At 67.9% G+C, this 26,185-nt stretch carries 21 protein-coding genes; 12 read left to right on the top strand and 9 right to left on the bottom strand.

The genetic code is table 11. The annotated features are described in order from the left end of the window. Nucleotides 1-126 precede the first annotated feature (126 nt). The 5 genes from ACFU5V_RS16240 to ACFU5V_RS16260 all read left to right on the top strand — a co-directional run bounded on the left by ACFU5V_RS16240 (nucleotide 127) and on the right by ACFU5V_RS16260 (nucleotide 7,234). Nucleotides 127-939, top strand: a complete 813-nt coding sequence (locus ACFU5V_RS16240; RefSeq protein ID WP_378700548.1) for a hypothetical protein — start codon at nucleotides 127-129, stop codon at nucleotides 937-939. A 143-nt stretch (nucleotides 940-1,082) separates the two neighbouring features. After that, nucleotides 1,083-2,453, top strand: coding sequence for an MFS transporter (locus tag ACFU5V_RS16245; protein WP_378440943.1), 1,371 nt, complete (start codon nucleotides 1,083-1,085; stop codon nucleotides 2,451-2,453). A 191-nt stretch (nucleotides 2,454-2,644) separates the two neighbouring features. Then, complete coding sequence (locus ACFU5V_RS16250; protein ID WP_378700550.1) at nucleotides 2,645-3,859, top strand: acetyl-CoA C-acetyltransferase; 1,215 nt, start codon at nucleotides 2,645-2,647, stop codon at nucleotides 3,857-3,859. 29 nt (nucleotides 3,860-3,888) lie between these two features. Further along, a complete protein-coding gene (locus tag ACFU5V_RS16255; protein WP_378700552.1) occupies nucleotides 3,889-6,030 on the top strand; it encodes a 3-hydroxyacyl-CoA dehydrogenase NAD-binding domain-containing protein in 2,142 nt (713 codons plus the stop codon). Between the two features lie 154 nt (nucleotides 6,031-6,184). Continuing rightward, nucleotides 6,185-7,234 carry a type IV toxin-antitoxin system AbiEi family antitoxin domain-containing protein gene (locus ACFU5V_RS16260; protein ID WP_378700554.1) on the top strand — a complete coding sequence of 350 codons (1,050 nt, stop codon included), beginning with the start codon at nucleotides 6,185-6,187 and terminating at the stop codon, nucleotides 7,232-7,234. Nucleotides 7,235-7,257: 23 nt separating this feature from the next. Here ACFU5V_RS16260 and ACFU5V_RS16265 read toward each other — a convergent pair whose 3' ends face one another. Both ACFU5V_RS16265 and ACFU5V_RS16270 read right to left on the bottom strand, forming a co-directional pair. After that, the gene (locus ACFU5V_RS16265) at nucleotides 7,258-8,559 is read right to left on the bottom strand and encodes a class I SAM-dependent methyltransferase (protein ID WP_378700556.1); all 1,302 of its coding nucleotides are present in this window, start codon (nucleotides 8,557-8,559) and stop codon (nucleotides 7,258-7,260) included. After that, the gene (locus ACFU5V_RS16270) at nucleotides 8,556-10,007 is read right to left on the bottom strand and encodes an FAD-binding oxidoreductase (protein WP_378700722.1); all 1,452 of its coding nucleotides are present in this window, start codon (nucleotides 10,005-10,007) and stop codon (nucleotides 8,556-8,558) included. Before ACFU5V_RS16270 ends, ACFU5V_RS16265 begins: the two co-directional genes overlap by 4 nt. 248 nt (nucleotides 10,008-10,255) lie before the next feature. Between ACFU5V_RS16270 and ACFU5V_RS16275 the strand changes: the two genes are divergently transcribed. The 5 genes from ACFU5V_RS16275 to ACFU5V_RS16295 all read left to right on the top strand — a co-directional run bounded on the left by ACFU5V_RS16275 (nucleotide 10,256) and on the right by ACFU5V_RS16295 (nucleotide 13,878). Then, nucleotides 10,256-10,690 carry an SRPBCC family protein gene (locus ACFU5V_RS16275; RefSeq protein ID WP_378438064.1) on the top strand — a complete coding sequence of 145 codons (435 nt, stop codon included), beginning with the start codon at nucleotides 10,256-10,258 and terminating at the stop codon, nucleotides 10,688-10,690. Nucleotides 10,691-10,831: 141 nt separating this feature from the next. Next, nucleotides 10,832-11,149: a YbaB/EbfC family nucleoid-associated protein gene (locus tag ACFU5V_RS16280; protein ID WP_218028832.1), complete on the top strand. Its 318-nt coding sequence runs from the start codon at nucleotides 10,832-10,834 to the stop codon at nucleotides 11,147-11,149. A gap of 9 nt (nucleotides 11,150-11,158) precedes the next feature. Continuing rightward, nucleotides 11,159-11,767: a recombination mediator RecR gene (recR, locus tag ACFU5V_RS16285; protein WP_005248644.1), complete on the top strand. Its 609-nt coding sequence runs from the start codon at nucleotides 11,159-11,161 to the stop codon at nucleotides 11,765-11,767. Beyond that, entirely contained in the window at nucleotides 11,764-12,336 is a 573-nt protein-coding gene (locus ACFU5V_RS16290) for a TetR family transcriptional regulator (protein WP_378438067.1), read from the top strand. Before recR ends, ACFU5V_RS16290 begins: the two co-directional genes overlap by 4 nt. A gap of 84 nt (nucleotides 12,337-12,420) precedes the next feature. Next, complete coding sequence (locus tag ACFU5V_RS16295; protein ID WP_378700558.1) at nucleotides 12,421-13,878, top strand: MFS transporter; 1,458 nt, start codon at nucleotides 12,421-12,423, stop codon at nucleotides 13,876-13,878. Between the two features lie 126 nt (nucleotides 13,879-14,004). Here ACFU5V_RS16295 and ACFU5V_RS16300 read toward each other — a convergent pair whose 3' ends face one another. After that, nucleotides 14,005-14,337, bottom strand: a complete 333-nt coding sequence (locus ACFU5V_RS16300) for an ArsR/SmtB family transcription factor (RefSeq protein WP_378438071.1) — start codon at nucleotides 14,335-14,337, stop codon at nucleotides 14,005-14,007. After that, on the bottom strand, nucleotides 14,334-14,780 hold the full coding sequence (locus ACFU5V_RS16305) for an SRPBCC family protein (protein WP_378700560.1): 447 nt from the start codon (nucleotides 14,778-14,780) through the stop codon (nucleotides 14,334-14,336). Before ACFU5V_RS16305 ends, ACFU5V_RS16300 begins: the two co-directional genes overlap by 4 nt. A gap of 203 nt (nucleotides 14,781-14,983) precedes the next feature. On the opposite strand from ACFU5V_RS16305, the gene ACFU5V_RS16310 reads away from it, so the two are divergent. After that, complete coding sequence (locus ACFU5V_RS16310) at nucleotides 14,984-15,814, top strand: type IV toxin-antitoxin system AbiEi family antitoxin domain-containing protein (protein ID WP_378700562.1); 831 nt, start codon at nucleotides 14,984-14,986, stop codon at nucleotides 15,812-15,814. Between the two features lie 84 nt (nucleotides 15,815-15,898). On the opposite strand, the gene ACFU5V_RS16315 is transcribed toward ACFU5V_RS16310, so the two are convergent. From ACFU5V_RS16315 to ACFU5V_RS16325, 3 genes are read right to left on the bottom strand one after another with little or no spacing between them, the layout of a single operon-like run. Beyond that, complete coding sequence (locus ACFU5V_RS16315; protein ID WP_378700564.1) at nucleotides 15,899-16,609, bottom strand: type 1 glutamine amidotransferase; 711 nt, start codon at nucleotides 16,607-16,609, stop codon at nucleotides 15,899-15,901. Next, nucleotides 16,602-17,855, bottom strand: coding sequence for a MurT ligase domain-containing protein (locus ACFU5V_RS16320; protein WP_378438081.1), 1,254 nt, complete (start codon nucleotides 17,853-17,855; stop codon nucleotides 16,602-16,604). The genes ACFU5V_RS16315 and ACFU5V_RS16320 overlap by 8 nt, the downstream gene beginning before the upstream one ends. 25 nt (nucleotides 17,856-17,880) lie before the next feature. Beyond that, nucleotides 17,881-18,798, bottom strand: a complete 918-nt coding sequence (locus tag ACFU5V_RS16325; RefSeq protein ID WP_378700566.1) for an EamA family transporter — start codon at nucleotides 18,796-18,798, stop codon at nucleotides 17,881-17,883. A gap of 72 nt (nucleotides 18,799-18,870) precedes the next feature. On the opposite strand from ACFU5V_RS16325, the gene ACFU5V_RS16330 reads away from it, so the two are divergent. Next, the gene (locus ACFU5V_RS16330; protein ID WP_378700568.1) at nucleotides 18,871-19,764 is read left to right on the top strand and encodes a LysR family transcriptional regulator; all 894 of its coding nucleotides are present in this window, start codon (nucleotides 18,871-18,873) and stop codon (nucleotides 19,762-19,764) included. 58 nt (nucleotides 19,765-19,822) lie between these two features. Here ACFU5V_RS16330 and ACFU5V_RS16335 read toward each other — a convergent pair whose 3' ends face one another. Then, the gene (locus tag ACFU5V_RS16335) at nucleotides 19,823-20,203 is read right to left on the bottom strand and encodes an SHOCT domain-containing protein (protein WP_378438087.1); all 381 of its coding nucleotides are present in this window, start codon (nucleotides 20,201-20,203) and stop codon (nucleotides 19,823-19,825) included. A gap of 169 nt (nucleotides 20,204-20,372) precedes the next feature. Further along, nucleotides 20,373-25,859 (bottom strand): biotin carboxylase N-terminal domain-containing protein, encoded by a 5,487-nt coding sequence (locus ACFU5V_RS16340; RefSeq protein ID WP_378700570.1) that lies wholly within the window; start codon nucleotides 25,857-25,859, stop codon nucleotides 20,373-20,375. Nucleotides 25,860-26,185 lie beyond the last annotated feature (326 nt).

The raw sequence follows: 26,185 nt of genomic DNA on the forward strand, positions 1-26,185 counted from the left end.
ACGGAATACATTAGTACGTTTCCTTATTCAATTCAGTGCCAAAGCGAATTGCCCTAATGTGACGCAGCTGACACTCTCGAGTGAGGCATTCGCCCCCATCACAAACCCCGACAACTCGGAGGATTCATGTCCCAGGCCACCGCCCCCGTGTACGCAGATATCGTCGACCTGCGCCGTTATCCCATCCACGACCTCGACAGCGACACCGGCCGCGCTTTCGTGGCCCGATGCCGCACGGAGCTTCGCAACGCCGGTGTGTGCCAACTGCCCGGATTCGTCGTTCCCGACGCCGTCGATCGGATGGTTGCCCACGCGGAGGTGCTGTCGGAGAAAGCGTTTCGCACCGACAACACCCACACCGTCTACTTCGAACCGGTCGACACCGAGGTACCCGCCGGCCATCCCCGGGCGATGCCGCAACGCTCGGCCAAACGAACCATCGCCTACGACCAGATTCCGGCCGAAACCCCGATCCGGCGTCTCTACGAGACCGACGACCTCACCCGATTCATCGCCGCGGTCCTGGGGAAGGAGGAACTTCATCGCAGCGCTGACGCCCTCGACGCGGTCATGATCGCGATCTTCGACGAAGGTGACGAGCTGGGCTGGCACTTCGATCGCAGCGAGTTCGCGGTCACCGTCATGTACCAAGACGCATCCGGCGGCGGACACTTCGACTACTTTCCCGGGCTGCGCAACGCCGAAGACCCGAACTACGACACCATCGAACGGATCATCCACGGCGACACCGAAAACATGATCCGCCTACCCGGTGCCGCCGGGACCCTCGCGATCTTCCACGGCAGAAACGCCCTGCACCGCGTCAGCCCCACCACCGGAAGCCAGCCCCGCCTCAACTCGGTCCTGACATACGGCGAGAAGGCCGATATGAAACTGAACGACCTCACCCGAGGGCTCTTCTACGGCCGTAACGCATAAGCCCGACCACGGATCATCCTGCACCTCCCCTTTCCCGATTCCAGAGAACGCCCCCATCCCGTCGCCCGGCCCATCGCAGACAGCACAATGGAAGCCGGGCGGCGAGTGGGCACCGACCAGGAAGAACGAACGGAGCCTCGAACATGCACTCGAGCAACCTCACCTCGTCACCGGTGGGCGGCTCACCGCCGCCCGGCACCACAGCGCCCCCCGCCGGCACCGCCGACGACGGCCCGCTCAGCCGGTTTCACGTCAAGATCACCGCACTCACCTTCGGGGCTAACTTCTCCGACGGCTACGCACTGGGCAGCATCGGCATCGCGCTGACCGCAATCGCCCCGCAGATGAGTCTCGGGCCGGTGTGGCAGGGTGTGCTGGGCGCCTCGATGTTGATCGGCATCTTCTTCGGCAGCGTCATCCTTGGCTGGCTCGGCGACAAGTTCGGTCGAAGACGCGTTTACATGCTCGACTTTCTGCTGATCGCCGTTACCTCACTGGCCCAGTTCTTCGTCGACGGACCCGTGGCGCTGCTCGTCCTCCGGTTGCTCATCGGCTTCGGCGTCGGCGCCGACTACGCGCTGGGCCCGACATTGGTGGCCGAGTTCGTGCCCCGCCGTTTCCGGGGTGGGCTGCTGGCCTCCCTGACCGTGATGTGGACCGTCGGGTACGTCGTCGCGTATTTCGCAGGCACCTATCTCGTTCAGCTCTCCGACGACTCGTGGCGCTGGCTCCTCGCCAGCGGCACCATCCCTGCGCTGGTCGTCCTGATACTGCGGATCGGGACCCCCGAATCCCCCCGCTGGCTGATCAGCAAGGGCCGACTCGCCGAAGCCCGCGAGATCGCCAACGCCTACCTGGGCGGATTCCTCGACGTCGAGAAGATCGCCGCCGAACAGCCGCCGGAACCGGCCCGCTACCGCGACTTCTTCGGACGCAAATATCGCAGAAACACCGCGTTCGGGATGCTGTTCTTCAACTGCCAAGTCATCCCCTACTTCGCGATATACACCTTCCTGCCGATCCTGATGCTCGAGATCGGACTCGGCGACCGCGAGTTCCTCGGCGGCGCGCTCCTCAACCTGTTCCTGCTGCTCGGTGGGATCGCCGGCCTCTGGTTCGTCGCCAAGATGTCCCGAAGACATCTGCTGATCTCCTCGTTCCTGATCATGGCCGTCAGCCTTGCCGTCGTCGCCATCGGACCGGATGGCCCTCTTCCCCTCGTCCTCGGTGCGTTCATCATCTTCACCTTCGTGATGTCAGGTGCCTCCAATCTCGAGCAGGTGTACCCGCCCGAACTCTTCCCCACCGAACTCCGAGGCTCCGGGGTGGGACTCCTCAACGGTGGAAGCCGGATCGGGTCCGCGGCAGGAACATTCCTGCTACCCATCGCGCTGTCTTCGTTCGGGCTCACCGCCTCCATGCTGGGCCTGGTCATTGTGCTGGTCGTCGGTGCCGTCAGCTCCCTGCTGATGGCACCCGAAACCGCCCACCTAGCACTCGAAGACTGCACCTGACCCGCTACGGCACCGCCGCGACTGCACCCGCGATCGCGGCGGTCGTGATCGCCTGGGTCACGATCCAGGATCGCTTCGGTCCTTCCTCCTGTTTTGCAACACGTTCTAAGGTAAATGTGCCGGGGTATGCCCCGTGCAGAGCGCCGTGTGCACGGTCGGCGTCGACGCAGATAAGGAAGGAACACTCCACAGTGACCACAGAGGCATTCATTTATGAAGCCATCCGGACCCCGCGCGGCCGCGGCAAGAAGACCGGTTCGCTGCACTCGGTCAAACCGATCTCGCTGGTCACCGGCCTGATCGACGAGCTCCGCGCCCGCTTCCCCGACCTGGACGAGGACCGCATCTCCGATCTGGTCCTCGGCGTCGTCACCCCCGTCGGCGACCAGGGCATGGACATCGCCCGCGTCGCGGTCAACGACGCCGGACTGCCCGACACCGTCGGCGGCGTCCAGCTGAACCGGTTCTGCGCGTCCGGCCTCGAGGCCGTCAACACCGCCGCGCAGAAGGTGCGGTCCGGGTGGGACGAACTGGTCATCGCCGGCGGCGTCGAATCGATGTCCCGCGTGCCGATGGGCTCCGACGGCGGACCGTGGGCGCTCGACCCGGCCACCAACTACGACAACTACTTTGTCCCCCAGGGTGTGGGCGCCGACCTGATCGCCACCATCGAGGGCTTCTCCCGCGAGGACGTCGACGCGTACGCCGTCCGCTCGCAGGACCTCGCCGCGAAGGCGTGGACCGGCGGCTACTTCGCCAAGTCCGTCGTCCCGGTCAAGGACATCAACGGTCTCGTCGTTCTCGACCAGGACGAGCACATGCGTCCCGGCACCACTCTCGAAAACCTGGCGGGGCTCAACCCGTCGTTCGCCGGCGTCGGCGAGATGGGCGGCTTCGACGCGGTGTCGCTGCAGAAGTACCACTGGATCGAGAAGATCAACCACGTCCACCACGGCGGCAACAGCTCCGGCATCGTCGACGGCGCCGCACTGGTCCTCGTCGGGTCCGAGCAGGCGGGCAAGGACATGAGCCTGACCCCGCGCGCCCGTGTCGTCGCGACGGCCACCAGCGGTGCCGACTCCACGATCATGCTCACCGGCCCCACCCCGGCCTCGAAGAAGGTGCTCGCCGCCGCCGGTCTGACCGTCGACGACATCGACCTGTTCGAGATCAACGAGGCGTTCGCGTCCGTGGTGCTCAAGTTCCAGAAGGACCTGAACATCCCCGACGAGAAGCTCAACGTCAACGGCGGTGCCATCGCCATGGGGCACCCGCTCGGGGCCACCGGCGCCATGATCACCGGCACCATGATCGACGAGCTCGAGCGCCGGAACGCCCGGTACGCCCTCATCACCCTGTGCATCGGCGGCGGTATGGGCGTCGCCACCATCATCGAGCGCGTCTGACCGCCCGGACCATCAGGAGACTTGAAGCAGTGAGCGAGCAGAACATCATCAACTGGGAGCAGGACGCCGACGGCATCGTCGTGCTCACCATCGACGATCCCAACCAGGGCGCGAACACCATGAACGACGCCTACATCTCCTCGATGAAGGCGACCGTCGACCGCCTCGTCGACGAGAAGGACTCCATCACCGGTGTCGTGATCACGTCCGGAAAGAAGACGTTCTTCGCCGGCGGCGACCTGAAGAACATGATCAAGGTCGGCCCGGAGAACGCCGACGAGATCTACAGCCACAGCGTCGCGATCAAGTCGGACCTGCGCCGCCTCGAGACTCTCGGCAAGCCCGTCGTCGCCGCCATCAACGGCGCCGCACTCGGCGGCGGCCTCGAGATCGCCCTGGCCACGCATCACCGCGTCGCCGCGGACGTGAAGGGCGTCAAGATCGGCCTGCCCGAGGTCACCCTCGGCCTGCTGCCCGGCGGCGGTGGCGTCGTGCGCACCGTCCGCATGCTCGGACTGCAGAACGCCCTCATGCAGGTGCTGCTGCAGGGCCAGCAGCGTGGACCGGTGCAGGCCAAGGAGGTCGGACTCGTCGACGAGGTCGTGTCCTCGGTCGAGGAGCTGGTGCCCGCCGCGAAGGCGTGGATCAAGGCCAACCCCGAGGGTGGCGTCCAGCCGTGGGACAAGAAGGGCTACCGGATCCCCGGCGGCACCCCGTCCACCCCGGCGTTCGCCGCGAACCTGCCCGCGTTCCCCGCGAACCTGCGCAAGCAGCTCAAGGGTGCACCCATGCCGGCACCGCGCGCCATCATGGCCGCCGCCGTCGAGGGTTCGCAGGTCGACATCGACAACGCGCTCCTCATCGAGGCCCGCTACTTCACGTCGCTGGTCACCGGTCAGGTCGCGAAGAACATGATCCAGGCGTTCTTCTTCGACCTGCAGTCCATCAACTCCGGCGCGTCCCGCCCCGAGGGCATCGAGAAGACCCCGATCACGAAGGTCGGTGTGCTCGGTGCCGGAATGATGGGCGCCGGCATCGCCTACGTGTCCGCGAAGGCCGGCTTCGACGTCGTCCTCAAGGACGTCACCATCGAGGCCGCCACCAAGGGCAAGGCGTACTCCGAGGGCATCGAGGCCAAGGCGCTGTCCCGCGGCAAGACCACCGAGGAGAAGTCGAAGGCGCTGCTCGACCGCATCACGCCGACCGCCGACCCCGCCGACTTCGCCGGTGTCGACTTCGTCATCGAGGCCGTGTTCGAGTCGCAGGACCTCAAGCACAAGGTGTTCCAGGAGATCGAGGACATCGTCGACCCGAAGGCGCTGCTCGGCTCGAACACGTCGACGCTGCCGATCACCGGCCTCGCGACGGGTGTGAAGCGGCAAGAGGACTTCATCGGAATCCACTTCTTCTCGCCCGTCGACAAGATGCCGCTCGTCGAGATCATCCGCGGCGAGAAGACCTCCGACGAAGCCCTCGCCCGCGTCTTCGACTACGTGCAGGCCATCCGCAAGACGCCGATCGTCGTCAACGACTCGCGCGGCTTCTTCACCTCCCGCGTCATCGGCACGTTCATCAACGAGGCCATCGCCATGCTCGCGGAGGGCATCGAGCCCGCCACCATCGAACAGGCAGGCATGCAGGCCGGCTACCCGGCGGCACCCCTGCAGCTGTCCGACGAGCTGAACCTGACGCTGATGCAGAAGATCCGCAAGGAAACCGCGGAAGCCGCGAAGGCCGAAGGCAAAGAACTGCCCGCAGACCCGGCAGGCGACGTCATCAACACGATGGTCGACAAGTTCGACCGCAAGGGCAAACTCGGCGGCGCAGGCTTCTACGACTACGCCGACGGCAAACGCACCGGCCTGTGGCCCGGGCTGCGGGAGAACTTCGGTTCCAAGGAACTCGAGGTCCCGTTCCAGGACCTCATCGAGCGCATGCTGTTCATCGAGGCCATCGAGACGCAGAAATGCTTCGACGAGGGCGTGCTCCTCACCACCGCCGACGCCAACATCGGCTCCATCATGGGCATCGGCTTCCCCGCCTGGACCGGCGGTGTGTCGCAGTACATCCAGGGCTACGAAGGCGGCCAGGCAGGCTTCGTCGAGCGCGCCGAAGAACTCGCCGCCAAGTACGGTGAGCGCTTCACCCCGCCGGCGTCGCTGAAGGCGTAGGCGGCTCCGCCGCCCGTGCGTGGTTAAGGAGTCTCTGGACTCGTTAACCACGCACGGGTGGAGTTATCCCCAACCTGTGGGTTATCCACAGGGCAATTCATTTCCCCAGGTGCGACACCGAGACCCGTCGGGGGTCTCGGTGACCGTGCCCGGTATGACCTCCACGCAATTCGCCGCCCTGAAAGACGTCGCCGACGCGCAGTTCGGCCTGATCACCCACACGCAACTCCACGCCCTCGGGTTTCCCCGCAGCAGGGTTCGGCACCGCGTCGAATCCGGTCGATGGCAAGCAGTGCTCCACGGTGTCTATTCGGTGAGCAACGGACCGATCACTCGGGAGATGGCACTGGAAGCCGCGTTGCTCTTCGGAGGCAAGGGCGCAGTCCTCAGCCACCACACTGCCGCCGAGGAATGGCACATGATTCGTGTCGATCCCGCACGCCCCGTGCACATCACCGTTCCCTACGGAAGATCGGCTATCACCCAGCCGCCGACCGTTGTCGGTGCGGGCCTCGCGTCGGTCAGTCTGTGCCACCGGGAAGGAACTGTCGTGCATCCGGGAGTCATCGTGCACCGGTCGCGGGCGCACGATTACATTGCCGTAGACACGGACCAGCCTCGGACGTCGAGGGCGGACACGGCGCTGGATGTGGCGATCGCCGAACCGACGGCGCGGGACGCTTTCACGAGACTCATCGCTCTCGTGACCAATGCCCGGATCCCACTGCGCGACATCCGGCGACGCATGGAGGAGCGGCGACCACGTCGGTACGGCAAGGCGCTCGTGGACGCGGTGCGACTGCTCGCCGACGGCGTCCAGTCGGTGCTCGAGTACCGCTATGCCACCGACGTCGAGGACGCGCACGGGCTCCCACGGGCGCGGCGGCAGTCACCGGTGGTCGTGGACGGGCGCACCCTCTTCGAGGACTGCGACTACTCCGATCACGGTGTGCCGCTCATCGTCCGACTCGACGGTCGCCGCGCGCATGCCATGGCGGAGGTCGCGTTCCGGGACCGCCGACGCGACAACGCGGCGGAACTGCAGGGCCGGCCGCGACTGGTCTACGGGTTCGACGAGGTGACGAAAAATCCGTGCGTCGTGGCCCAGGAAGTGGAGACCGTGCTGGTGCGGGAGGGGTGGAGCAGGCCCGGCGAGAGGCCGTGCCCGGCCTGTGAGTGGTCAAGGAGTGCACAGACTCCTTAACCACTCACGGGCGGCGGAGCCGCCTACTTCCACCACGGCCGGAGCGGGACGTGCGCCTCGCCCTTCGGCCCGAGCTTGACGGCGAGGACCTGGTGCAGCTGAACGACGTTGCGTTCGAAGCCGAGCCGCGACCCGGCCATGTAGAGGCCCCACACGCGCGCGGTGCCTTCCCCGACCTCTTCGACGCAGGCGTCCCAGTTGTCGACCAGGTTCTGGCACCATCCGGCGAGGGTGAGGGCGTAGTGTTCGCGCAGGTTCTCCTCGTGCCGCACCTCGAGTCCGACGTTCTGGATCTCGGAGATGATGCGTCCGGAGCCGGTGAGTTCGCCGTCGGGGAACACGTACCGGTCGATGAATCCGCCTGCGCGGGCCTGACTCTGGTTGTCGGGGCGGGTGATGCAGTGGTTGAGGAGGCGGCCGCCTTCGCGGAGTTTGCTCTGCAGCAGTACGAAGTAGGCGGGGTAGTTGCCGACGCCGATGTGCTCGGTGAGGCCGATGGAAGAGATGGCGTCGAAGCCGGTCTCGGGGACGTCGCGGTAGTCGGAGAACCGGACCTCGGCGAGGTCGGACAACCCCTCTTCGGCGATGGCCTTCTGCGCCCATTCGGCCTGTTCGCGGGACAGGGTGACGCCGATGACCTTGACGCCGCGGCGCGCGGCGAACCGGACCATCGATCCCCAGCCGCACCCGATGTCGAGCAGGCGGTCGCCGGGCTGGAGGCCGAGCTTCTCGAAGACGAGGCGGTACTTGTTTTCCTGTGCCTCCTCGAGGGTCTGCTCGGCGTTCTCGTAACACGCGCATGTGTACGTCATGGAGGGGCCGAGGACGTACTCGTAGAAGGTGTTCGAGACGTCGTAGTGGTGGTGGATGACCTCGGCGTCGCGGGACTTGGAGTGCCGCAGTCCTTCCGCGACCCGCCGCCACCGCGGGAGGTGCTCCTGCGGGGGAGGGGCGATGGGGCGCAGCAGATCCCAGCCGAGCGAGCGGGTGATGGCGGCGAGTGTGAGAGCGGACGGTCGACGGAAGTGCAGTTCGTCGCCCATGACGCGGAGGATCTCGTACGGGTCGCCGGGGTGAACGCCGCGGGCCTCGAGGTCGCCGGACACGTAGGCCCGGGCCATGCCGAGGTCGCCGGGGGCGGTCGCCAGGTAGGTGGTGCCCCTGGTCGTCTTGAGGTGCAGCCCGTACGGGGCGTCCTCCGGGCCGGCGGCGCTGCCGTCGTAGGCGGAGAACCGCAGGGGGAGCATGCCGTCGGACAGAGTTTCGAGAATCTCTGCGATGGTCAGCTTGTGGTCTTGCGAGCGTGAAGCTTTCAGGGTTGTCATCGACGTTGCACCGCCTTGGAGAAAAGGTCCAGTAATCGTGTTTTGGGGTCGTAGCGTTTTTTCAGTTCCGTGTATCGATCGCCGCCGTAGTAGAGGCGTTCGAAGTCTTCTCGTGAATAGTACGAATCGGAGTAGAGGGACTTGTGTCCGTCGAAGTCGCTGACCTTGTCTTCGATCAGCCGATTCGCCGCCCCCTCGGGCCGGCCCGGGACGATGGGTACCGAGGACCAGAAGCCGATGTTCACGTACGTGCGTTTCGGTTCGAGAGGGTAGAGGGGCCAGGGGCGCTGCGACGACGCGCCTGCGGGGGCGGGTTCGCGCAAGCGCAACGGGCACAGCCACAGCGGTTCGATGGGGATCTCGTCGAGGAACCACCGGACGAAGTCCGCGGTGCGCTCGATGGGCACTTCGACGTCCTGCACGACGCGTTCCCGTGGCGGGTTGCCCTTGCGCTTCTCGAGTCGGTCGCCGATGTCGTACTTGTGGTCGAGGGCGATGAGCTTCCAGTAGAAGCTGCTGCGGAGGAGCTTCTTCGGCCACAGCTTGCGGATGGTGGGGTTCTGGGCGCCGAAGGCGCGCGAGCACCAGAACCAGTCGGTGTCCCAGCGCCACAGGTAGTCTCGGATGGTGAGTTTGTCCGTTTTGGGGTGGTTCACGGAGCTGTGCTGGATGGACCGGTAGAAGATGTTCTGCCCGGTGTAGTCGCTGACGGGTCCGCCCTCGTCGGTCTGGTGGCCCAGTGTCAGGTAACTCTCGGACTCGGTGAAGACGACGCCGTCCAGGTAGTCGACGGGGATGCCGTCGTGGACGCGGTCGGTGACGATCCGATCCATCGCCGCCTGCAGCTCGTCCAGTGAGTCGAAACGCAGATGCCGCAGTGCCACATACCGTTTGACGGGTTCGAGCTGGATGCGCAGACGCGTCGAGTAGCCGAGGGTTCCGTACGAGTTGGGGAACCCCCAGAACAGGTCGGAGTTCTCGCCTTCCGGTGTCGCGGTGACGATGTCGCCGTTGCCGGTGAGGACGTCGATCTCGAGGACCGATTCGTGGGGGAGCCCGCTGCGGAACGACGTCGACTCGATGCCGAGGCCGGTGACCGCGCCACCGAGGGTGATGGTCTTGAGCTGCGGAACCACCAGCGGCGCCAGCCCATACGGCAGGGTGGCGTCCACCAGGTCCTCGTAGGTGCACATTCCGGCGACGTCCGCGGTCCGGGCCTGCGGGTCGACGGAGATGACGCCGCCGAGGCCGGAGACGTCGAGGCCGGGTGCACTGGTCTGTGCCCGGGCCCGGAACAGGTTGGACGTCTTCTTCGCGAGGCGCACCGTGGCGTCCGTGGGAATCGCACGGTAGGACGCGAGGAGGCGCTGGACGCCGGCGCGGTGAGCGTCGATTCCCGTGACGGGCAGAGTGCGATGCGCACGGAAGGGGCGTCCACCCTCCCGCATGCTTTTCAGTAGTTCAACCGAAGAGGCAGCCACACCTTGACGCTATCCCTCTCCGAGGGTTCAAGCCACGCATATCGGCGCGCGCGACCCAAGATTCACACAAATGTCTCATCAATGTGCGGGTCGCGGCCATGCCGAAGTGAGCTACCTCACAATAGATTGCCACGTCATCGCCCGGACTCGCGAACGGAAGGCAGGATGGGAGGAGGAAGCAGTTTCGTACAAATCGTACAAGAGGAGTCAGAACAGTGGGCCAGGTCAGCGCGAGCAGTTCGATCACCGTCGCAGCCACACCGGAGAAGGCGCTCGCGGCTTTGACGGACTACGAGACGGTGCGTCCGCGCATCCTCTCGGAGCAGTACCTGGACTACCGCGTCCTCGAGGGCGGGCAGGGCGCCGGCACCGTCGCGCAGTGGACGCTGAAGGCCACCGAGAAGCGGTCCCGCGACATCAAGGCCACGGTCACCGTGGCGGGCAACACGATCACCGAGACGGACGCGAACTCGTCGCTCGTCACCACCTGGGTCGTCGCGCCGAGCGGCAGCGGGTCGACGGTCACCACGACCACCGAGTGGAAGGGTGCGGGCGGCATCGGCGGCTTCTTCGAGAAGACGTTCGCCCCGCTGGGTCTGAAGAAGATCCAGGGGCAGGTGCTGGCGAACCTCGAGCGCGAACTCGGCTGATCCGGGTCCCGTGCGCTCCGGCGCCGTCGACGGGAGTCCCACGACGGCGTCGGCGCCGGACCGCGCTGACGGTCACGGTCTACGCTGGCAGGGGAAACAGCAGAAAGGACCACGTCAGTGCAACCAGGTGGACAACCCGACATGTCGCAGCTCCTCGCGCAGGCACAGCAGATGCAGCAGCAGCTGATGGCCGCGCAGCAGGAGATGGCCGAGGCCGAGGTCACCGGGCAGGCCGGTGGCGGACTCGTGACCGCGACGGTCAAGGGGACAGGTGAAGTGGTCGGTCTGAAGATCGATCCGAAGGTCGTCGATCCCGACGACGTGGAGACTCTGCAGGACCTCGTGATCGGTGCGATCGAGGACGCGTCGAGCAAGGCGCAGGAGATCGCGGCGCAGAAGCTCGGTCCGCTCGCGGGTGGATTCGGTGGGGGCGGCCTGCCGGGCCTCCCCGGTTTCTAGAGGCGCGGCGTGTACGAAGGTCCGGTTCAGGATCTGATCGACGAGCTGGGCAAGCTGCCCGGCGTCGGGCCGAAGAGCGCGCAGCGCATCGCGTTCCACCTGCTCAGCGTCGAGCCGCCGGAGATCGACCGGCTCAAGAACGCGCTGCAGCGGGTGCGTGACGGCGTCCAGTTCTGCGTGGTGTGCGGCACGGTGTCCGACAAGGAGCACTGCCGCATCTGCGCCGATCCGCGTCGTGACCGGACGGTGATCTGTGTGGTCGAGGAGCCGAAGGACGTCCAGGCCGTGGAGCGCACCCGCGAGTTCAAGGGCCGCTATCACGTTCTGGGCGGTGCGCTGGATCCGCTGTCCGGGGTGGGTCCCGACCAGCTGCGGATCCGGGAGTTGCTCGCGCGCATCGGCAATCAGGAGGACGGCGTCGACGTCTCCGAGGTGATCATCGCGACCGACCCCAACACCGAGGGTGAGGCCACCGCGACGTATCTGGTGCGGATGCTGCGGGACTTCCCCGGTCTCACGGTCAGCCGGCTCGCGTCGGGTCTGCCGATGGGCGGCGATCTCGAGTTCGCCGACGAGCTCACGCTGGGCCGGGCGTTGTCGGGGAGACGCACGCTGTGACGTCGGATCCGGGCACGGCGGCGCCCGTGAAGAGGACGGCGGAGCAGTCGCGGTCGCTGATCGTCGACGCTGCGGGGCGGGCGTTCGCGACGCGCCCGTACCGAGAAATCACGCTCAAGGACATCGCGGAGGACGCGGGGGTCAGCGCTCCGCTGATCATCAAGTACTTCGGGTCGAAGGAGCAGCTGTTCGACGCGCTCGTCGACTTCCGCTCTGCCGCGGAGGTGCTGTTCAGCGGTCCGCTGGACGGCCTCGGTGAGCGGATGGTGTCGATGTTCGCGCGGCCGCTCGAACCGTACAAGCCGCTGTCGCTGAACATCCTCTTCATGAGCGGGCCGAGCGAGGAGGGCAGCCGGAAGCTGCGGGCCAACTATTCGACGCAGATGATCGACACGCTGGCGGAGCGGCTGCCCGGACCGGACGGCCGGTTGCGCGCGGAACTGGTGATGTCGATGTTGACGGGCCTCGCCGTCATGCGCCGCAAGATGATGCAGGAGCACGCGACGGGCACGCCCGACGAGGTGGTGGCGCATTACGCCCCGCTGGTGCAGGAGTTGCTCGACGGCTGAGGGCGGATTGTCCGGCTTGCGGGGTAAATGATTGTTCACCTAATGTGGTGAACAATCATTTACCAGCTGCGCGAGGGGTGACATTTGACGATCTCGTTGCCCCGCCCGCTCTCGGCGCTCGCGGATCACCCGGGCGCGCAACCCGCGCCGGCCGACGGATCGCGTTACCTCTTCCCGATTCTCGCGTTCGCGGGTGTGTTCCAGGCCGTCCTGCAGACAGTCATGGTGCCCCTCCTGCCCAGCATGCCGATGTTCACCGGCGCGAGTCAGACAGCGGTGTCCTGGCTGATCACCACCACACTCCTGGTCGGCGCGGTCATCACCCCGATCTTCGGCAGGCTCGCCGACATGGTCGGCAAGAAGCGGATGCTTCTCGTCGCGTTCGCCTTCATGACGATCGGCGCGTTGATCTGCGCCGTGACGTCCGACATCGCCGTCCTGATCTTCGCGCGGGGCCTGCAGGGGGCGGGCGCCGCCGTCATCCCGGTCGGAATCTCGATCCTCCGCGACGAACTGCCGCGCGAGAAGGTCAACGGCGCCATCGCCATGATGAGTTCGACGCTCGGGATCGGCACCGCCCTCGGACTGCCGTTCGCGGCCGCCGTCGCCGAATACTCCAACTGGCACGTCCTCTTCTGGGTCGTCGCGGCAATCGGGCTCGGGGTCACCCTCGCCGCCGCCCTGTTCATCCGCGAGTCGGAGGTGCGGTCGGGCGGGCGGTTCGACGGGGTCGGCGCCGTCGGTCTCACTGCCGCGCTCGTCTGCCTGCTCGTCCCGATCACCCAGGGCAGCTCGTGGGGCTGGGGAAGTCCCGCGGTGCTCGGCATGTTCGGGTCCGCGGTGTTCCTGTTCGCGCTGTGGGGATATCAGCAGCTGCGCAACCGGAACCCGCTCGTGGACCTGCGGGTGTCGGCGCGTCGGTCGGTGCTGCTGCCCCACGTCATGGCGCTGCTCGTCGGGTTCTCGTTCTACGGGAACGCGCTCATCACCACCCAGTTGCTGCAGGCGCCCCGCGGCGACGCCGGCTACGGCCTGACGATTCTCCAGGCCGCGGTGTGCCAGCTCCCGACGAGTCTGTCGATGATCGTCTTCGCGCAGGTCGGCGCTCGGGTGTCCGAGCGCTACGGATCCAAGGTGACGATTCTGTCGGGGGCGATCTTCCTCGTGCTCGGCTACGCACTGCACACCGTGCCGCACAAGGAGCTGTGGCTGGTGATCGCGGCGCTCGCCGTCGCAGCCATCGGAACGGCGCTGGTGTACAGCACGCTGCCGATGCTGATCGTCCGGGCGGTGCCGTCCACGCAGATGGCGGCGGCCAACGGCGTCAACGTGCTGTTGCGGACGATGGGCACGACCACGTGCAGCGCGGTCGTCGCGACCGTCCTGGCGGCGAGCATGGTGGGCGGGGTCGCGTCCGCCGCCGGATTCTCGATCGCCTACGGGGTGTGCGCCGTGCTGGCGGTCCTGGTGTTCACGGTGTCCCTGGCCCTGCCCGGGCACGATCGGGCGAAGAAAAGTCCGATGGAACCCCTTGTGACGTAGATCACTCGCGTGTATCGTCAGTGATGCGGATCGAGGAAATGTACCTGTGAGCAGAGAAAACTCGAGAAGCAGAGATCCGGCCGAGAATGCAGAAGCATTCCCGGCCGAACCCCTGTCTGGGGGTCTTTACTCCTCCATCGATTCCGCGATCGCCTTGATCGCCGCCAGTCGACGGTCCCACTCGGCCCCGATCCGCTCCAGCGTCCGCGCCGTCTTGTTCAGTTCGGCGCCCAGCGCGCGGTAGCGGATCTCGCGGCCCACCTTCACCGACTCGACCAGCCCGCACGCCTGCAGCGCGGTCAGGTGCTTCGCGATGGCCTGCCGCGACACCGGAAGCCGCGTGGCCAGCGACGACGCCGACTGGTCTGATCGCCCCAGCTCGGCCAGGATCTCCCAGCGAGTCTCGTCGGACAGCGCCGCGAACACCGAGGCCAATTCGGCATACGTGCCCACCGTCATGCCTTCACGCCGTGCAGGTACGCGACCAGTTCGTCGAGTTCGGCGTGCCAGCCCTGGACGTTGGCCTCGCGGGCCCGCTTCTGGTCGGCGACGTCGCGGTCGAGGGTGTCGAATCCGGTTTCGACGACCGTCAGTTCGGTGCCTGCGGCGTGCTCGGACAGCGTGAACCGCACCACAGTCGAGTTGCCGATCACCGGGTCGGCGTCGATGTCGGCGGCCCAGCGGAAGCCGAACGCGTTCGGTTCGTCCACCTCCGTCACGACGGCGCGGGCGGTGCCGTGCTCGTCCCACGTGAACGCGGCCTCGCCGCCGACGCTGAGATCGAGCGACGTGCGCTGCCCGAACCACTGACTGATCTTGTCGGGATCCGTGATCGCCGCCCACACCGCCGATCTCGGGGCGTTCACGACAACGGTCCGGGTGATGCTGCTCGATGCGTCCATGACGGCCACCTTCCTCGCGGGCTTTTCTGCAACTCTATGGTTGCACATGTCGCTCACTTTATGCAACTGTCCGGTTGCGCTGATACGTGAGCGGCAAAGTGTGCCCCGTGACGCTTTGCCACTCACCCGGGTTATGCACAGCCTGTGGATAACTGGGTCTGCAGGACCGATCCGTGTCGGGGCGGGCCGACACCGTTTCCGGCATGGAACACGACACTTGGCAAGCACTACTCGACGCCCAGGACGGCGTCGTCACCACGGCACAACTGGGGGCGCACGGCGTCAGTGCCACCGCGCTGCGGCACCGGGTGGTCACCGGCCAATGGTTGAGGGTGCTACCCCGGGTCATCGCGGTGACCAACGGCCCGCTCACGCGCCCGATGACCCTGTCCGCCGCGCTTCTCTACGGCGGCGTCGTGGTCCATCGGTCCCGGGCATTCGGGCACATCGCCGTCCCGTTCCGCCAACCCCGAACGTCGAAGGCCGATACGATCATCGACCTCGCCGCGTCCGAGCCAACCCCGAAGGAAGCGGCCGCGCAATTGATCGAAGCTGCGACCAACGGCAAGGTTCACGTCGACGCCCTCCGCCGGAAGCTGGAGCTGCGGCGCCCGTACCGGCACGCGACCGACATCGCCGACGCCGTGACGCTGCTCGGCGACGGCGTCCAATCCGTCCTCGAGCACCGGTACGCGCTCGACGTCGAAAGGTCGCACGGACTGCCGACGGGGAAACGCCAGATGCCGCACGTCGTGGACGGCCGCATTCTGTACGAGGACGTCGACTACAGCCCGACGGGAGTCCCGCTGATCGTCCGGCTCGACGGGCAGCAGTACCACAGCGGCCGGCAGTCCCGCTTCCGTGACCGTCGGCGTGACAATGCCGCGGAACTCGCCGACCGTCCGCGGTTGGTCTACGGGTGGGACGAGACGACCCGCGACCCGTGCGGGGTGTTCGAGGAGGTGCGCCGGGTGCTGGTCCGCGAGGGCTGGGCCGACACGACGCACCGCTGTCCCGCCTGCCCACGTGAGTGAGAAAGCGTGCCCGGGGACTCTTTCCCACTCACCTGCGCAGGTGAGTGGGAAAGAGTGCGGGACGACGCTTTGCCGCTCACGTGCCTAGACGCGCAGGCGCTCCCGGCGCAGCTGCTCGACCTCGGGCAGGTCGAGGGGCGCGAGTTTGTCGACGCCCAGCGCCCGCTTCAACAGCAGGTCGGCGAGTTCGGGGTTGCGGGCGAGCGCGGGTCCGTGCATGTACGTGCCGATCACGGAACCCTGCACGACGCCTTCGAGCCCGTCCCCGACGCCGTTGCCGACGCCGTGCGTGACCCGGGCGAGGCCGCGGGCGTCGGCGCCGAGTGTGGTTCCGCCGCGGTGGTTTTCGAACCCCGTCAGCGGCTGCGTCAAGCCGTCCATTTGTGGTGTCGTGATCACCTCGCCGATGGACCGCGTCGCCTGCGGGGACGTGGTGACGTCGAGCATCGACACACCGTCGACGCGTTCGCCGCTCGACGTCTCGTACCAGTTGCCGAGCACCTGGATGGCGGCGCAGATCGCCAGGACGGGGGCGCCGCGTTCGGCGGCCTTCTGCAGTCCGGGGTACTTGGCGAGGTGCCGGGTGGCGAGGCGCTGCGCGGAGTCCTCGGCGCCGCCGAGCGTGTACACGTCGAGGGACTCCGGGACCGGGTCGTTCAGGGTGATCTCGACGATCTCCGCGTCGTAGCCGCGCATCCGCAGCCGTTGCCGGAGGATCAGGGCGTTGCCGCCGTCGCCGTAGGTGCCCATCACGTCGGGCAGCACCAGGCCGATGCGGACGGTCGAGTCAGGCATTGCGCGCCTCCTTCGCGATGGCGGTGTTGAGGTCGCGGAAAGCGGTGTAGTTGGCGAGCACCTCGACGCGTCCGGGTGGGCAGGACGCGATGGCCCGCAACGGGTTCGGGTCGAGTGTGTGCTCGACACCGGCGTAGGTGAGGCGGACGGCCAGGTCGGTGCCGCGTTCGCCGGCCGCCACCACCTTGACGCCTTCGAAGTGCTCGAACCGCACGTCCCACAGCCAGGACAGGTCCTCGCCGTCGGGGACCTGCCCGTTGACGGCGATCACGAGCCCGTCGACGGTGGGGTCGATCATCGACAGCGCTTCCTGCCAGCCGGCGGGGTTCTTGGCGAGCAGCATGTGCACGGAGTGCGATCCGACCTCGACGGTGCTGTAGCGGCCCGCGACCTCTCGCACGGTGGCCGCGGCGGCGACCGCGTCCTCCGCCTTCGCGCCCATCGCGACGGCCGCCGCGACGGCCTGCGCGGCGTTGCCACGGTTGGCGCGCCCGGGCAGGGCGAGCGTCATCGGGATCTTCAGACCGTCGGGCCCGTACAGGTTTTCGTCGTCCAGCCACCAGTCGGGGGTGGGGCGCGCGAAGTCGGAGCCGGTGCTGCGCCAGTGCGAGCCCTCCCAGACGATGGGTTCGCCGGTGCGCGGACAGCTGGCGGCGTCGCTGGCCCAGCCGCCGCCCGCGGCGACCCAGACGACGTTCTTGGCGTCGTAGGCGACCGAGGTGACGAGGACGTCGTCGCAGTTGGCGATCACGACGGACTCCGGGTGCGCGGCGACGCAGGCGCGGAGTTTGCGTTCGATCATGTTGATCTCGCCGACGCGGTCGAGCTGGTCGCGGCTGAGGTTGAGCAGAACGAGGGCTTCGGGGTTGACGGCGTCGCTGACGTGCGGGACGTGCAGTTCGTCGACCTCGAGGGCGGCGAGGGGCGCGTGGACGCGGGTGCTGAGCGCCGCGACGATGCCGGCGTCCATGTTGGCGCCGTCCGCCTGCGTCGCGACCTCACCGAGGGTGGACAGCGCCGCCGCGGTCATCCGGGTGGTGGTGGACTTGCCGTTGGTGCCGGTGATCACCGCGGTGCGCCGGTGTGCGCCGAGCTGTTCCATCAGTGTGGGGTCGATCTTGAGGGCGATCAGGCCGCCGATCATCGAGCCCTTGCCGCGGCCGGCCTTCTGCGACGCCCACGAGGCCGCGGCCGCTGCGCGCAGGGCGACCTTGCCGCGCGTCGTGATCCCAGTTCCAGTACTCACTCCGCGAGTTTTGCACAGGGTCCGGTCAGACGCCGACTCGCGCGGGCGCACGTGAGTGCGAAAGTGCGCTCGGGCGCACTGTGGCGCTCACCTGGGTGGCGGCGGCACCGGCGATGACGACGGCCCCGCCGATCAGCGACAGGGCGCTCGGCTCCTCGTGCAGCACCAGCCAGGACGCCCCGATCCCGACGATCGGGACCAGCAGCGAGAACGGCGCGACCGTCCCGGCGGGGTAGCGGCTGAGCAGCGCCGTCCACAGACCGGAGCCCGCGACCGTGCCGAGGATCACGATGTAGGCGAGGCCCGCGAGCGCCTGCGGGCCGGTGCCGTGCAGCGAGGACGTCAGGGAGTCCCAGCCCGCCGACGGGCCCTCCACCCCGAGCGACAGCGCCAGCATCGGCAGCGGCGGAATGACGCACATCCACAGCATCAGGCGCATCGGCTGGTCCGACGCGGCCTTGCGGTTGCCGATGTTGCCCAGCGCCCACGACAGTCCCGCGAGCAGGGTGAGGGCCACCGGCAGCAGCGCGGCGTGCTGGGCGCGGTCCCAGCCGATGAGGGTCATCCCGGCCATCGCCACGATCAGTCCGCCCACCTGCGTCGGCCGCAGCCGCTCCCGCAGCAGGACTGCGCCGAGGAGCACCGTGAACGGCGCCGAGGACTGCAGCACCAGCGACGCCAGCCCGGTCGGCATCCCGACGTGCATGGCCCAGAACAGGAACGCGAACTGGCCGACGCCGAACCCGAGGCCGTACACGAGCAGCCACTTCGGCGGGACCTGTGGACGGGGAACGAACAGGATCACCGGGATCGCGATGACGAAGAATCGCAGCGCCGCGAAGAAGAACGGAGGGAAGTGGTCGAGGCCGGCGCGGATGGCGAGGAAGTTGAGCCCCCAGAGCACGACGACGGTGAGTCCGAGCAGCCGGTCGCGGGAGGTCATGCCTTCCATCGTGAGGGCGGGAAACAATCAGGACAAGCGCATAAAAGTGCACCATCGATGTAGTTTTGCTACATGGACGCGACCCGGTTGCGTGTGCTCCGCGAGCTGGCGGATCGCGGGACGGTGGCGGCGACCGCGCGGGCGTTGTCGATGACGCCGTCGGCGGTGTCGCAGCAGCTCAAGATCCTCTCGCGGGAGGCCGGGGTGACGCTGCTCGAGCCTGCGGGCCGCCGGCTGCGGCTCACCGATGCCGGTCAGGCCCTCGTCGTCCGCGCCGACGACGTCGTGGCCGCCCTGGACCGCGCGGCGGCGGAGATGAGCGCTTACCGCGGTTCGCCGCGCGGCCGGGTGCGGGTGGCGCTGTTCCCGTCCGGTGCCGCGCTGCTGCTGCCCGGACTGCTGGACGCGCTCGCGGGCAGCGGGGTGGATGTGCAGGCGCGGGACGAGGACCTGCCCGCGGCCGCGGTGCCCGCACTGCTCGCCGATTACGACGTGGTGCTGACCCACCGCGACGAGCGGGCCCCGGACACGTCGTCGCCGCGGGTGACGACCGAGCCGCTGATGCGCGAGCCCATCGACCTCATCCTGCCGCCCGGCCATCCGCTCGCCGGACAGGATGCGGTCCGCCCGGACCAGCTGGCGGACGAGCGGTGGATCAGTGTGCGCGGTGGGTTCCCCGTCGACGACGTGCTGATGTCGGTGGCCGCCGCGACCGGTGTGCAGCCGCACGTGGCGATGCGCATCAACGACTTCCGGGTCATCGAGGAACTCGTCGCCGGCGGTCACGGCGTGGCGCTGCTGGCCCGGCATGCGGTGACCAGCCGCGCCGTGGTCCAGCTTCCCCTGGCCGGGGTGCGGGCCGCCCGCATCTACGAACTGGCGCGCAGACCCGCGGCCGACGACGTTCCCGCCGTCGCCACCGTGCTGCAGGCGTTCCGGGACGTCGCGGCCCGGATCGCGGAGTGAAGGGGCCGGAAACGGAAGAAGGCCCGCCGAGCGGGCGGGCCTTCGTCGGGGCGGGCGCTCAGCTGCTCAGCGCTTTCGCCTTCAGCGTCTCGTATTCCTCCTGCGTGATGGTGCCGGCGTCGAGGAGAGCCTTCGCGTCCGCGATCTGCTCGGCCGAGGACTTGCCTGCGACGGAACGGATGTAGCTGTCCTGCGCCTGCTTCGCCTCCTGCGCGGCCGCCATCGACCGCTCGGCCATGCTCTTGCTCCGGGTGATGAGATACACGAGCGCGGTCAGCAGCGGGACGAAGAACAGGAAGACGATCCAGATCGCCTTCACCCAGCCCGACGTCTTATGGTCGCGGAACAGGTCGGTGATGATGGAGAACAACAGGATCAGGTAGGCCACGAAGCCGAAGGTGACGATGATCACCCAGAGAAAGTCCCAGAAAGAGTCCATAGCAGCGCTCCATTCACAGTCGAATTCACTCTGCGCTGACTATCGCACCGGGTCAGGGCGCCCGCGTCATCCGAAACAGGTGAAATGCAGGCCGACTGCAGCGCCCAGGGCCGGTGAAACGCCGAACGGCCGCGGCACCGGGTAGGTGCCGCGGCCGTTCGGGTGGAAACTACTTGCCGGCTTCGACCGCCCGGCGCATGCCGCGCTCGACCGCACCGATGATGTACGGACGCAGCTCCACGGCGGGGATGACGGCGTCGACGGAGCCGACCCGCTGTGCCCGCTGGATGTTGTGCACGGCCTCGAACTCGGCCGCGACCTCACCGAGCTTCTCGTTCCGCACCGCGGCCTGCTGGGCCGCCAGTTCCACCCGCAGGTGAGCCTGCTGGGCGTCGGTCTGGGCGCCCGCCAGGTTGGCTTCGAGCTCCCGGATCGACGGGTCCGCCGCCACCCGCGAGTTGACCTCACGGGTGAACACGACGGCCGCGGCGGGGGCACCACCGAGGACCGAGGCGAACGAGCCCTCGACCGCCAGCACCTCCATGTTGTCGTTCAGTGCTCCGGAGAACACCACGAACGCGCCACCGTGGTAGCGGGACACGACGCAGAACACGATCGGGCCGTCGAAATTGACGATGGCGCGGCCGATCTCGGCGCCGTACTCGAGCTGGATGTGCCGCAGCGAGTCCGGGGAACCGTCGAAACCGGACAGGTTGGCCAGCACCACCAGGGGGCGGCTGCCGCTGGCGGCGTTGATCGCCCGGGCCGTCTTCTTCGACGACTGCGGGAACAGCGTGCCCGCGGTCCACTGGTCGGGACCGTTGGCCGGCGACCATCCCTTACGGGCGATGGCCCGCGACTCGATGCCGATGACGCTCACCGGGTATCCGCCGAGGTGCGCGTCGAACACGACGGATGTGTCGGCGTCCGCCATGTCGGCCCACCGCTCCAGCACCGTGTGGTCCTGGTCGACGAGCGAACGCATCACCGTGCGAATGTCGAACGGCTTCTTGCGTTCCGGGTTCGTCTCCGCGGAGAAGATGTCGCCGACCGTGGTGAAGTCGCTGGACGGGTGGATGTGCGGGAAGGACCGCACGTCGCGCCCGATCGGGTCGCTGGTCTGCGCCCGGCGCGGGAAGCGTTCTCCGGCAACGACGTACGCGTGGTCGTAGTGTGCGAACAGGATCTCGCACGCGGCGGGCAGGTTCGGCGCCCAGTACTGCGCCTCACCGTTGGGGCCCATCACGCGGTCGTAACCACCGATGCCGAAGTTGTCCTCGGCCGAGACGCCACCCGAGTAGTCGAGCGAGTTCTTGCCGGTGAGCACCATGGCGCTGTCGGGCGTCATGACGAGGATGCCCTTGGTGTGCATCAGCATCGTGGCTTCGGCGTTCCAGTACGGCTGCGCGCCGACGTTGATGCCGGCCACGATCACGTTGACCTCGCCACCGTTCTGCGTGAACGTGATGAGGCGACGCAGACCGCGAGACACCCAGTCCATGTTCTCGGTGCCGCTGTCCATGGAGATCGTCGCGCCGGACGACAGCGCGAACCACTCGACGGGAACACCCAGCTTCTCGGCCAGGTCGACACCGGCGACGAGGCGGGCGCACTCGGCTTCCGCGACGGTACCCAGTGCCTTCGTCGGGTCACCGAACAGCGCGACCCGGGTCATGCCCTCGGGGTGCCGGTCGGTGCGGGCCGTGACCAGACCGACGACGAGGCCGGCCTTGTTCTGGCCGAACGGACGCTCCACGGGCACCAGCTGGCCCGACTCGTCCAGGTCGTGCTCGACGAAGCTGCCGTCGCGGCCGGTGAGCAGCGGGATCAGCTCGTACGGGTAGACGGTGCCGCGGGCGCGGGAGCTGCGGACCTTCTGCGTGTACGCGTCGAGCGGCTGCAGCGGCTCGGTCGGCGGTTCGGTGACCTTGACGACCACACCGGCGCCGGTGCGGTAGGAGAAGCGCAGAGCCTTCTCCCGCGACTCCGTGCCGGGCTCGCCCTGGAGGCGGGCGATCACGGTGATCTCCTCGAGGCCGGCGCCCGCGGTGAGCGGTGCCGCGACCCGGGCGAACGCCTCGAGATCCTCGACGGGGACGTCGATCTTCGGCCACACGTACAGCACGACGCGGTTGGCGTCGAGCTTGCGCTTGCTGCCGCGCGTGGCCTGCGCCCGGCGGATGCCGTCGAGGCACGACTGCAGCACGCGTTCCGCGGCGGGAACACCGATGACCTGGCCGTCCTCGTTGCGGACCGGCGTGATGTCGCGGACCTCGGCGAGCGCGATGAGGCGTTCGTCGGTGGGGTTGTCGCGCGAGACCAGGTTGAACAGGAACGTCTCGGCGGCCGCGGGGAGGCGGGTGCCGTCGAAGTTCTTCAGACGCCACAGGTCGAGTCGCTGGCCGGTGAGCGGGTGCATGTCCCGGATCAGCTTCTCCTCCGCGAGGACGCCTGCGTCCGGGCGGTAGGTGAACTTGCGGACGTCGACGTCGGTTCCGCCGAAGACGGACACCGTGACGCGGCGGCAGGTCGCGGCCAGCGGCAGCGCCGTCAGTGCCTTCCGGAGGTCCTCGGACATGGTGTCCGGGTCGGCGGGCGGCGCCGTCCACGACAGGTAGAGGTCGAGGACGAGGTTCTCGGGGTTCTCCGAGGCGACGGCACCGATCTCGTCGAGCGCGCCGGGCAGTTCGGCGTACTCGCCGACGGCGGAGACCAGGTTCAGGCGCTCGCCGAGCAGGTCGAAGTTGCCGGTGACGAAACGGCGTCCGTTGCGTTCGAAGGCGGTGACGTCCTCGAGCGTGCGGATGTCGTAGTAGCGCCGGGTGACGACCTCGAGCAGTGGGCCGACGGTCGTGCTCTTGCGTGCGATCCGCTGTCCGAGGAGTTCGGTCAGCGATTGCGGGGTGGCGACCAGGGCCTCGAGGCGTTCCTGGTAGTCCGCCGCGCCGGGGTTCTCGGCGAGGTATTCGAGGCTGCCGCGGACACCGTCGTAGACCTGCTCGCGGGCCTTGCGGATCTGCGGCTCGTCGAAGAACCGGAACCGCACGTTGCGGGCGACGTTGCCGATCACCGGGTAACGGACCTGGGTGGCGGTGATGAGCCGGTCCAGGACCTCGCCGAGTCCGCTGGGTGCGCGGCCGGGAGCGTTGCCGTCGTTCAGCCACCGGTCGAGCAGGGCGGCGATGACGGGAACCTGGTTGTCCATGCGCTGCTGCGCGAGGAACAGGCGGTAGACCGCCTCCTCCAGCTCGCCGTTGCGCTCGAGGTCGGTGACGTCGTAGTGACGCAGCGCCCGCGACAGCCGGGTCGTGAACGACTCCGGCAGACCCTCGAGTTCGACGTCGAGGGTGTGGAGGTAGGTGTGGAAGTGCTCGCGCGGGCTGTGAACGCGCTCGTCACCGTCCTCCTCGGCTGCGGTGGGACGGTTACGTCCGATCTCGCAGATGTCGGCGAACGTGTTCAGCAGGGCGAGTTCCGCCTGCACCAGGTCCGCGTCGCCGGCGATCTCGGCGCGAAGCTTCTCGTAGTCGGCGAGGAGCACGCCGGCCCGCTTCGCGCTGACGTCGTAACCGGTGAGCAGGGCGCCGAGGGCGTCGATCTGCTCGAGTGCGTCGGTGCGGACGTCGCCCTTCGAGGCGGGGACGGCGACCGCGAATTCGACGCGCGGCGACTTCGGAGCGGCGGACTCCTCCGCGGTCTCCTCGACGCGCAGCAGTGCGGTTCCGGCGTCGACCTGGGAGTTGACCATCGCGAGGACTTCGCGGACCCGGCCCGCGACGGGCGCACGGACGGCCGTCTCCATCTTCATGCTCTCGAGGACGACCAGCGTGTCGCCGACCTCGACCTCGTCGCCGACGGACACGGGCACCGCGACCACGACCGCCGGGGCGGGTGCGCGGACGACGCCGGCCTCGTCCTGGCTGATCTGGTGGCTGATGCCGTCGACCTCGACGAGGTACTGGGCGCGGCCGGCGACCGACACCACGTGGTGGCGGCGGGTGCCGACGACGAGGCGGCTCTCGAATTCGCTGAGCCGATCGACCTCGACCTCGACGTCGGGGCTGTCGCCGTCGACGCGGTAGGTGTGGGCGCCGACCTGCGTGACGGTGAGGCCGTAGGCCTGACCCTGGTAGCTGAGCTCCACCTTGCGGCCGATGGCGTGGCCGGCGCGGGGGCGTCCACCGCGAGCGGAGGAGAGGAACGCCTCCCGCTCGAGCTTCTCCTCGGCGTCGTAGACGTCGATGGCGGCGGCGATCAGTGCGACGTCGGCCACCTTGGTGGGCGTCGTGACGCTACCGACGCCGGTGCGGTCGAGCCAGCCGGTGTCCGCGGACGCGGAGATGACCTCTTCGCGGTCGAGCAGTTCGAGGAGGAACGACTTCGTGGTGGTGCCGCCCTGCAAAACGACGGTGGTCTCGCGCAGTGCGGTGCGGAGCCGGGCGAGAGCCTCGGACCGGTCGCGACCCCAGGCGATGACCTTGGCGACCATCGAGTCGTAGTCGGGCGGGATGACGTCGCCCTGGGCGATGCCGGTGTCGACGCGGAGACCGGAGCCGAGCGGGAACTTCAGCAGCTGCACGGCGCCGGGTGCGGGGGCGAAGCCGTTGGCGGCGTCCTCCGCGTTGAGGCGGGCCTCGACGGCGTGACCGAACTCGGACGGGCAGTCGCCGACCAGGGGCTCGCCGTTCGCGACGAGGATCTGCAGCTTCACCAGGTCGATGCCGGTGGTGGCCTCGGTGATGGGGTGCTCCACCTGGAGCCGGGTGTTGACCTCGAGGAAGGTGAAGGACTTCTGCTCCGGCTGGTACAGGTACTCGACCGTGGCGGCGCCGTGGTAACCGGCAGCGCGCACGAGGTCGGCGGAGACGCTGCGCAGGTTCTGCGACTGCTCGTCGGTGAGGAGCGGGGAGCTGGACTCCTCGATCACTTTCTGGTTCTTGCGCTGGATGGAGCAGTCGCGGACGCCGGGAGCCCAGACGTTGCCGTGCTTGTCGGCGATGACCTGGACCTCGACGTGGCGGGCGTCGGTGACGAGCCGCTCGATGAACACGACGGGGTCGCCGAAGGACCGCTGGGCCTCACCCTGGGTGCGTTCGAGCGCGAGTTCGAGTTCGTCTTCCGACCACACCTTGCGGATACCGCGTCCGCCACCACCGGAGCGGGCCTTGATGATGAGCGGGTAGCCGATGGCCTGGGCGTGACGGCGGGCGTCGGCGCGGGTGGCGACGGGGCCACCGCTCCACGGCGCGACAGGGACCTCCACCTTCTCGGCGAGGAGCTTGGCCTCGACCTTGTCTCCGAGCAGGCGCATCGATTCGGCGGGCGGGCCGATGAACGTGATGCCGAGCTGGTCGCAGACCTCCACGAACGCGGGATCCTCGGCGACGAAGCCCCAGCCGACCCACACGGCGTCGGCCTTGCTCTCGCGCAGCGCGCGGGCGAGCTCGGTGTGGTCGAGGTAGGCGGTGCCGGTCTTGACTGTGCGCAAGCACACACCTTCGTCGGCCTGCCGGACGAACATCGCGCGACGTTCCGCCTCGGTGTGCAGGGCGATCGTGCGGATGCCGTAGTTGTGCTCGGCGTTCAGTTCGCGCACGGCACGAATCAGGCGGACGGCCGCCTCGCCGCGGTTCACTATCGCTATTCGCTTGAACATCTGTTATCGCTCCGTTTCCGTAAAACTCATTGATCCGCAGAGTGTTTCGATGGCCAAGGCCATGTCCGCCGAGGACTGGGTGCCGCCTTCGCGGACACGTGCACCCCTGCACAACCCGCTTGACTACCTCCAGGGGCGCCCCGAACGCGATCGTCGGACCTGCGTCGTTGCAGGACCGATGCTCGGGGAATGCGAGCATAACGTCGAAAATATGTACCCGCGCGTAACTTCTGCGAGGCCTCGATCCGCTTGTCAAGTCTTCAAGGACTTGCGTGTCGACCCTACGAGAGAGTAAGGAGACCGGAATTCCGGCGAGCTGGGCGTCC

The sequence above is a fragment of the Rhodococcus sp. NPDC057529 genome (assembly GCF_042802055.1).
In the GTDB taxonomy this organism is placed as follows: domain Bacteria; phylum Actinomycetota; class Actinomycetes; order Mycobacteriales; family Mycobacteriaceae; genus Rhodococcus_F.

Coding starts and splice junctions, on each gene's coding strand:
- ACFU5V_RS16270 (WP_378700722.1), bottom strand. CDS start 10,007: ATGCGGGAGGGTGGACGCCCCTTCCGTGCGCATCGCACTCTGCCCGTC.
- ACFU5V_RS16340 (WP_378700570.1), bottom strand. CDS start 25,859: ATGTTCAAGCGAATAGCGATAGTGAACCGCGGCGAGGCGGCCGTCCGC.
- ACFU5V_RS16245 (WP_378440943.1), top strand. CDS start 1,083: ATGCACTCGAGCAACCTCACCTCGTCACCGGTGGGCGGCTCACCGCCG.
- ACFU5V_RS16310 (WP_378700562.1), top strand. CDS start 14,984: ATGGAACACGACACTTGGCAAGCACTACTCGACGCCCAGGACGGCGTC.
- ACFU5V_RS16300 (WP_378438071.1), bottom strand. CDS start 14,337: ATGACGGTGGGCACGTATGCCGAATTGGCCTCGGTGTTCGCGGCGCTG.
- ACFU5V_RS16315 (WP_378700564.1), bottom strand. CDS start 16,609: ATGCCTGACTCGACCGTCCGCATCGGCCTGGTGCTGCCCGACGTGATG.
- ACFU5V_RS16335 (WP_378438087.1), bottom strand. CDS start 20,203: ATGGACTCTTTCTGGGACTTTCTCTGGGTGATCATCGTCACCTTCGGC.
- ACFU5V_RS16240 (WP_378700548.1), top strand. CDS start 127: ATGTCCCAGGCCACCGCCCCCGTGTACGCAGATATCGTCGACCTGCGC.
- ACFU5V_RS16330 (WP_378700568.1), top strand. CDS start 18,871: ATGGACGCGACCCGGTTGCGTGTGCTCCGCGAGCTGGCGGATCGCGGG.
- ACFU5V_RS16305 (WP_378700560.1), bottom strand. CDS start 14,780: ATGGACGCATCGAGCAGCATCACCCGGACCGTTGTCGTGAACGCCCCG.
- ACFU5V_RS16260 (WP_378700554.1), top strand. CDS start 6,185: ATGACCTCCACGCAATTCGCCGCCCTGAAAGACGTCGCCGACGCGCAG.
- ACFU5V_RS16265 (WP_378700556.1), bottom strand. CDS start 8,559: ATGACAACCCTGAAAGCTTCACGCTCGCAAGACCACAAGCTGACCATC.
- ACFU5V_RS16280 (WP_218028832.1), top strand. CDS start 10,832: ATGTCGCAGCTCCTCGCGCAGGCACAGCAGATGCAGCAGCAGCTGATG.
- ACFU5V_RS16325 (WP_378700566.1), bottom strand. CDS start 18,798: ATGACCTCCCGCGACCGGCTGCTCGGACTCACCGTCGTCGTGCTCTGG.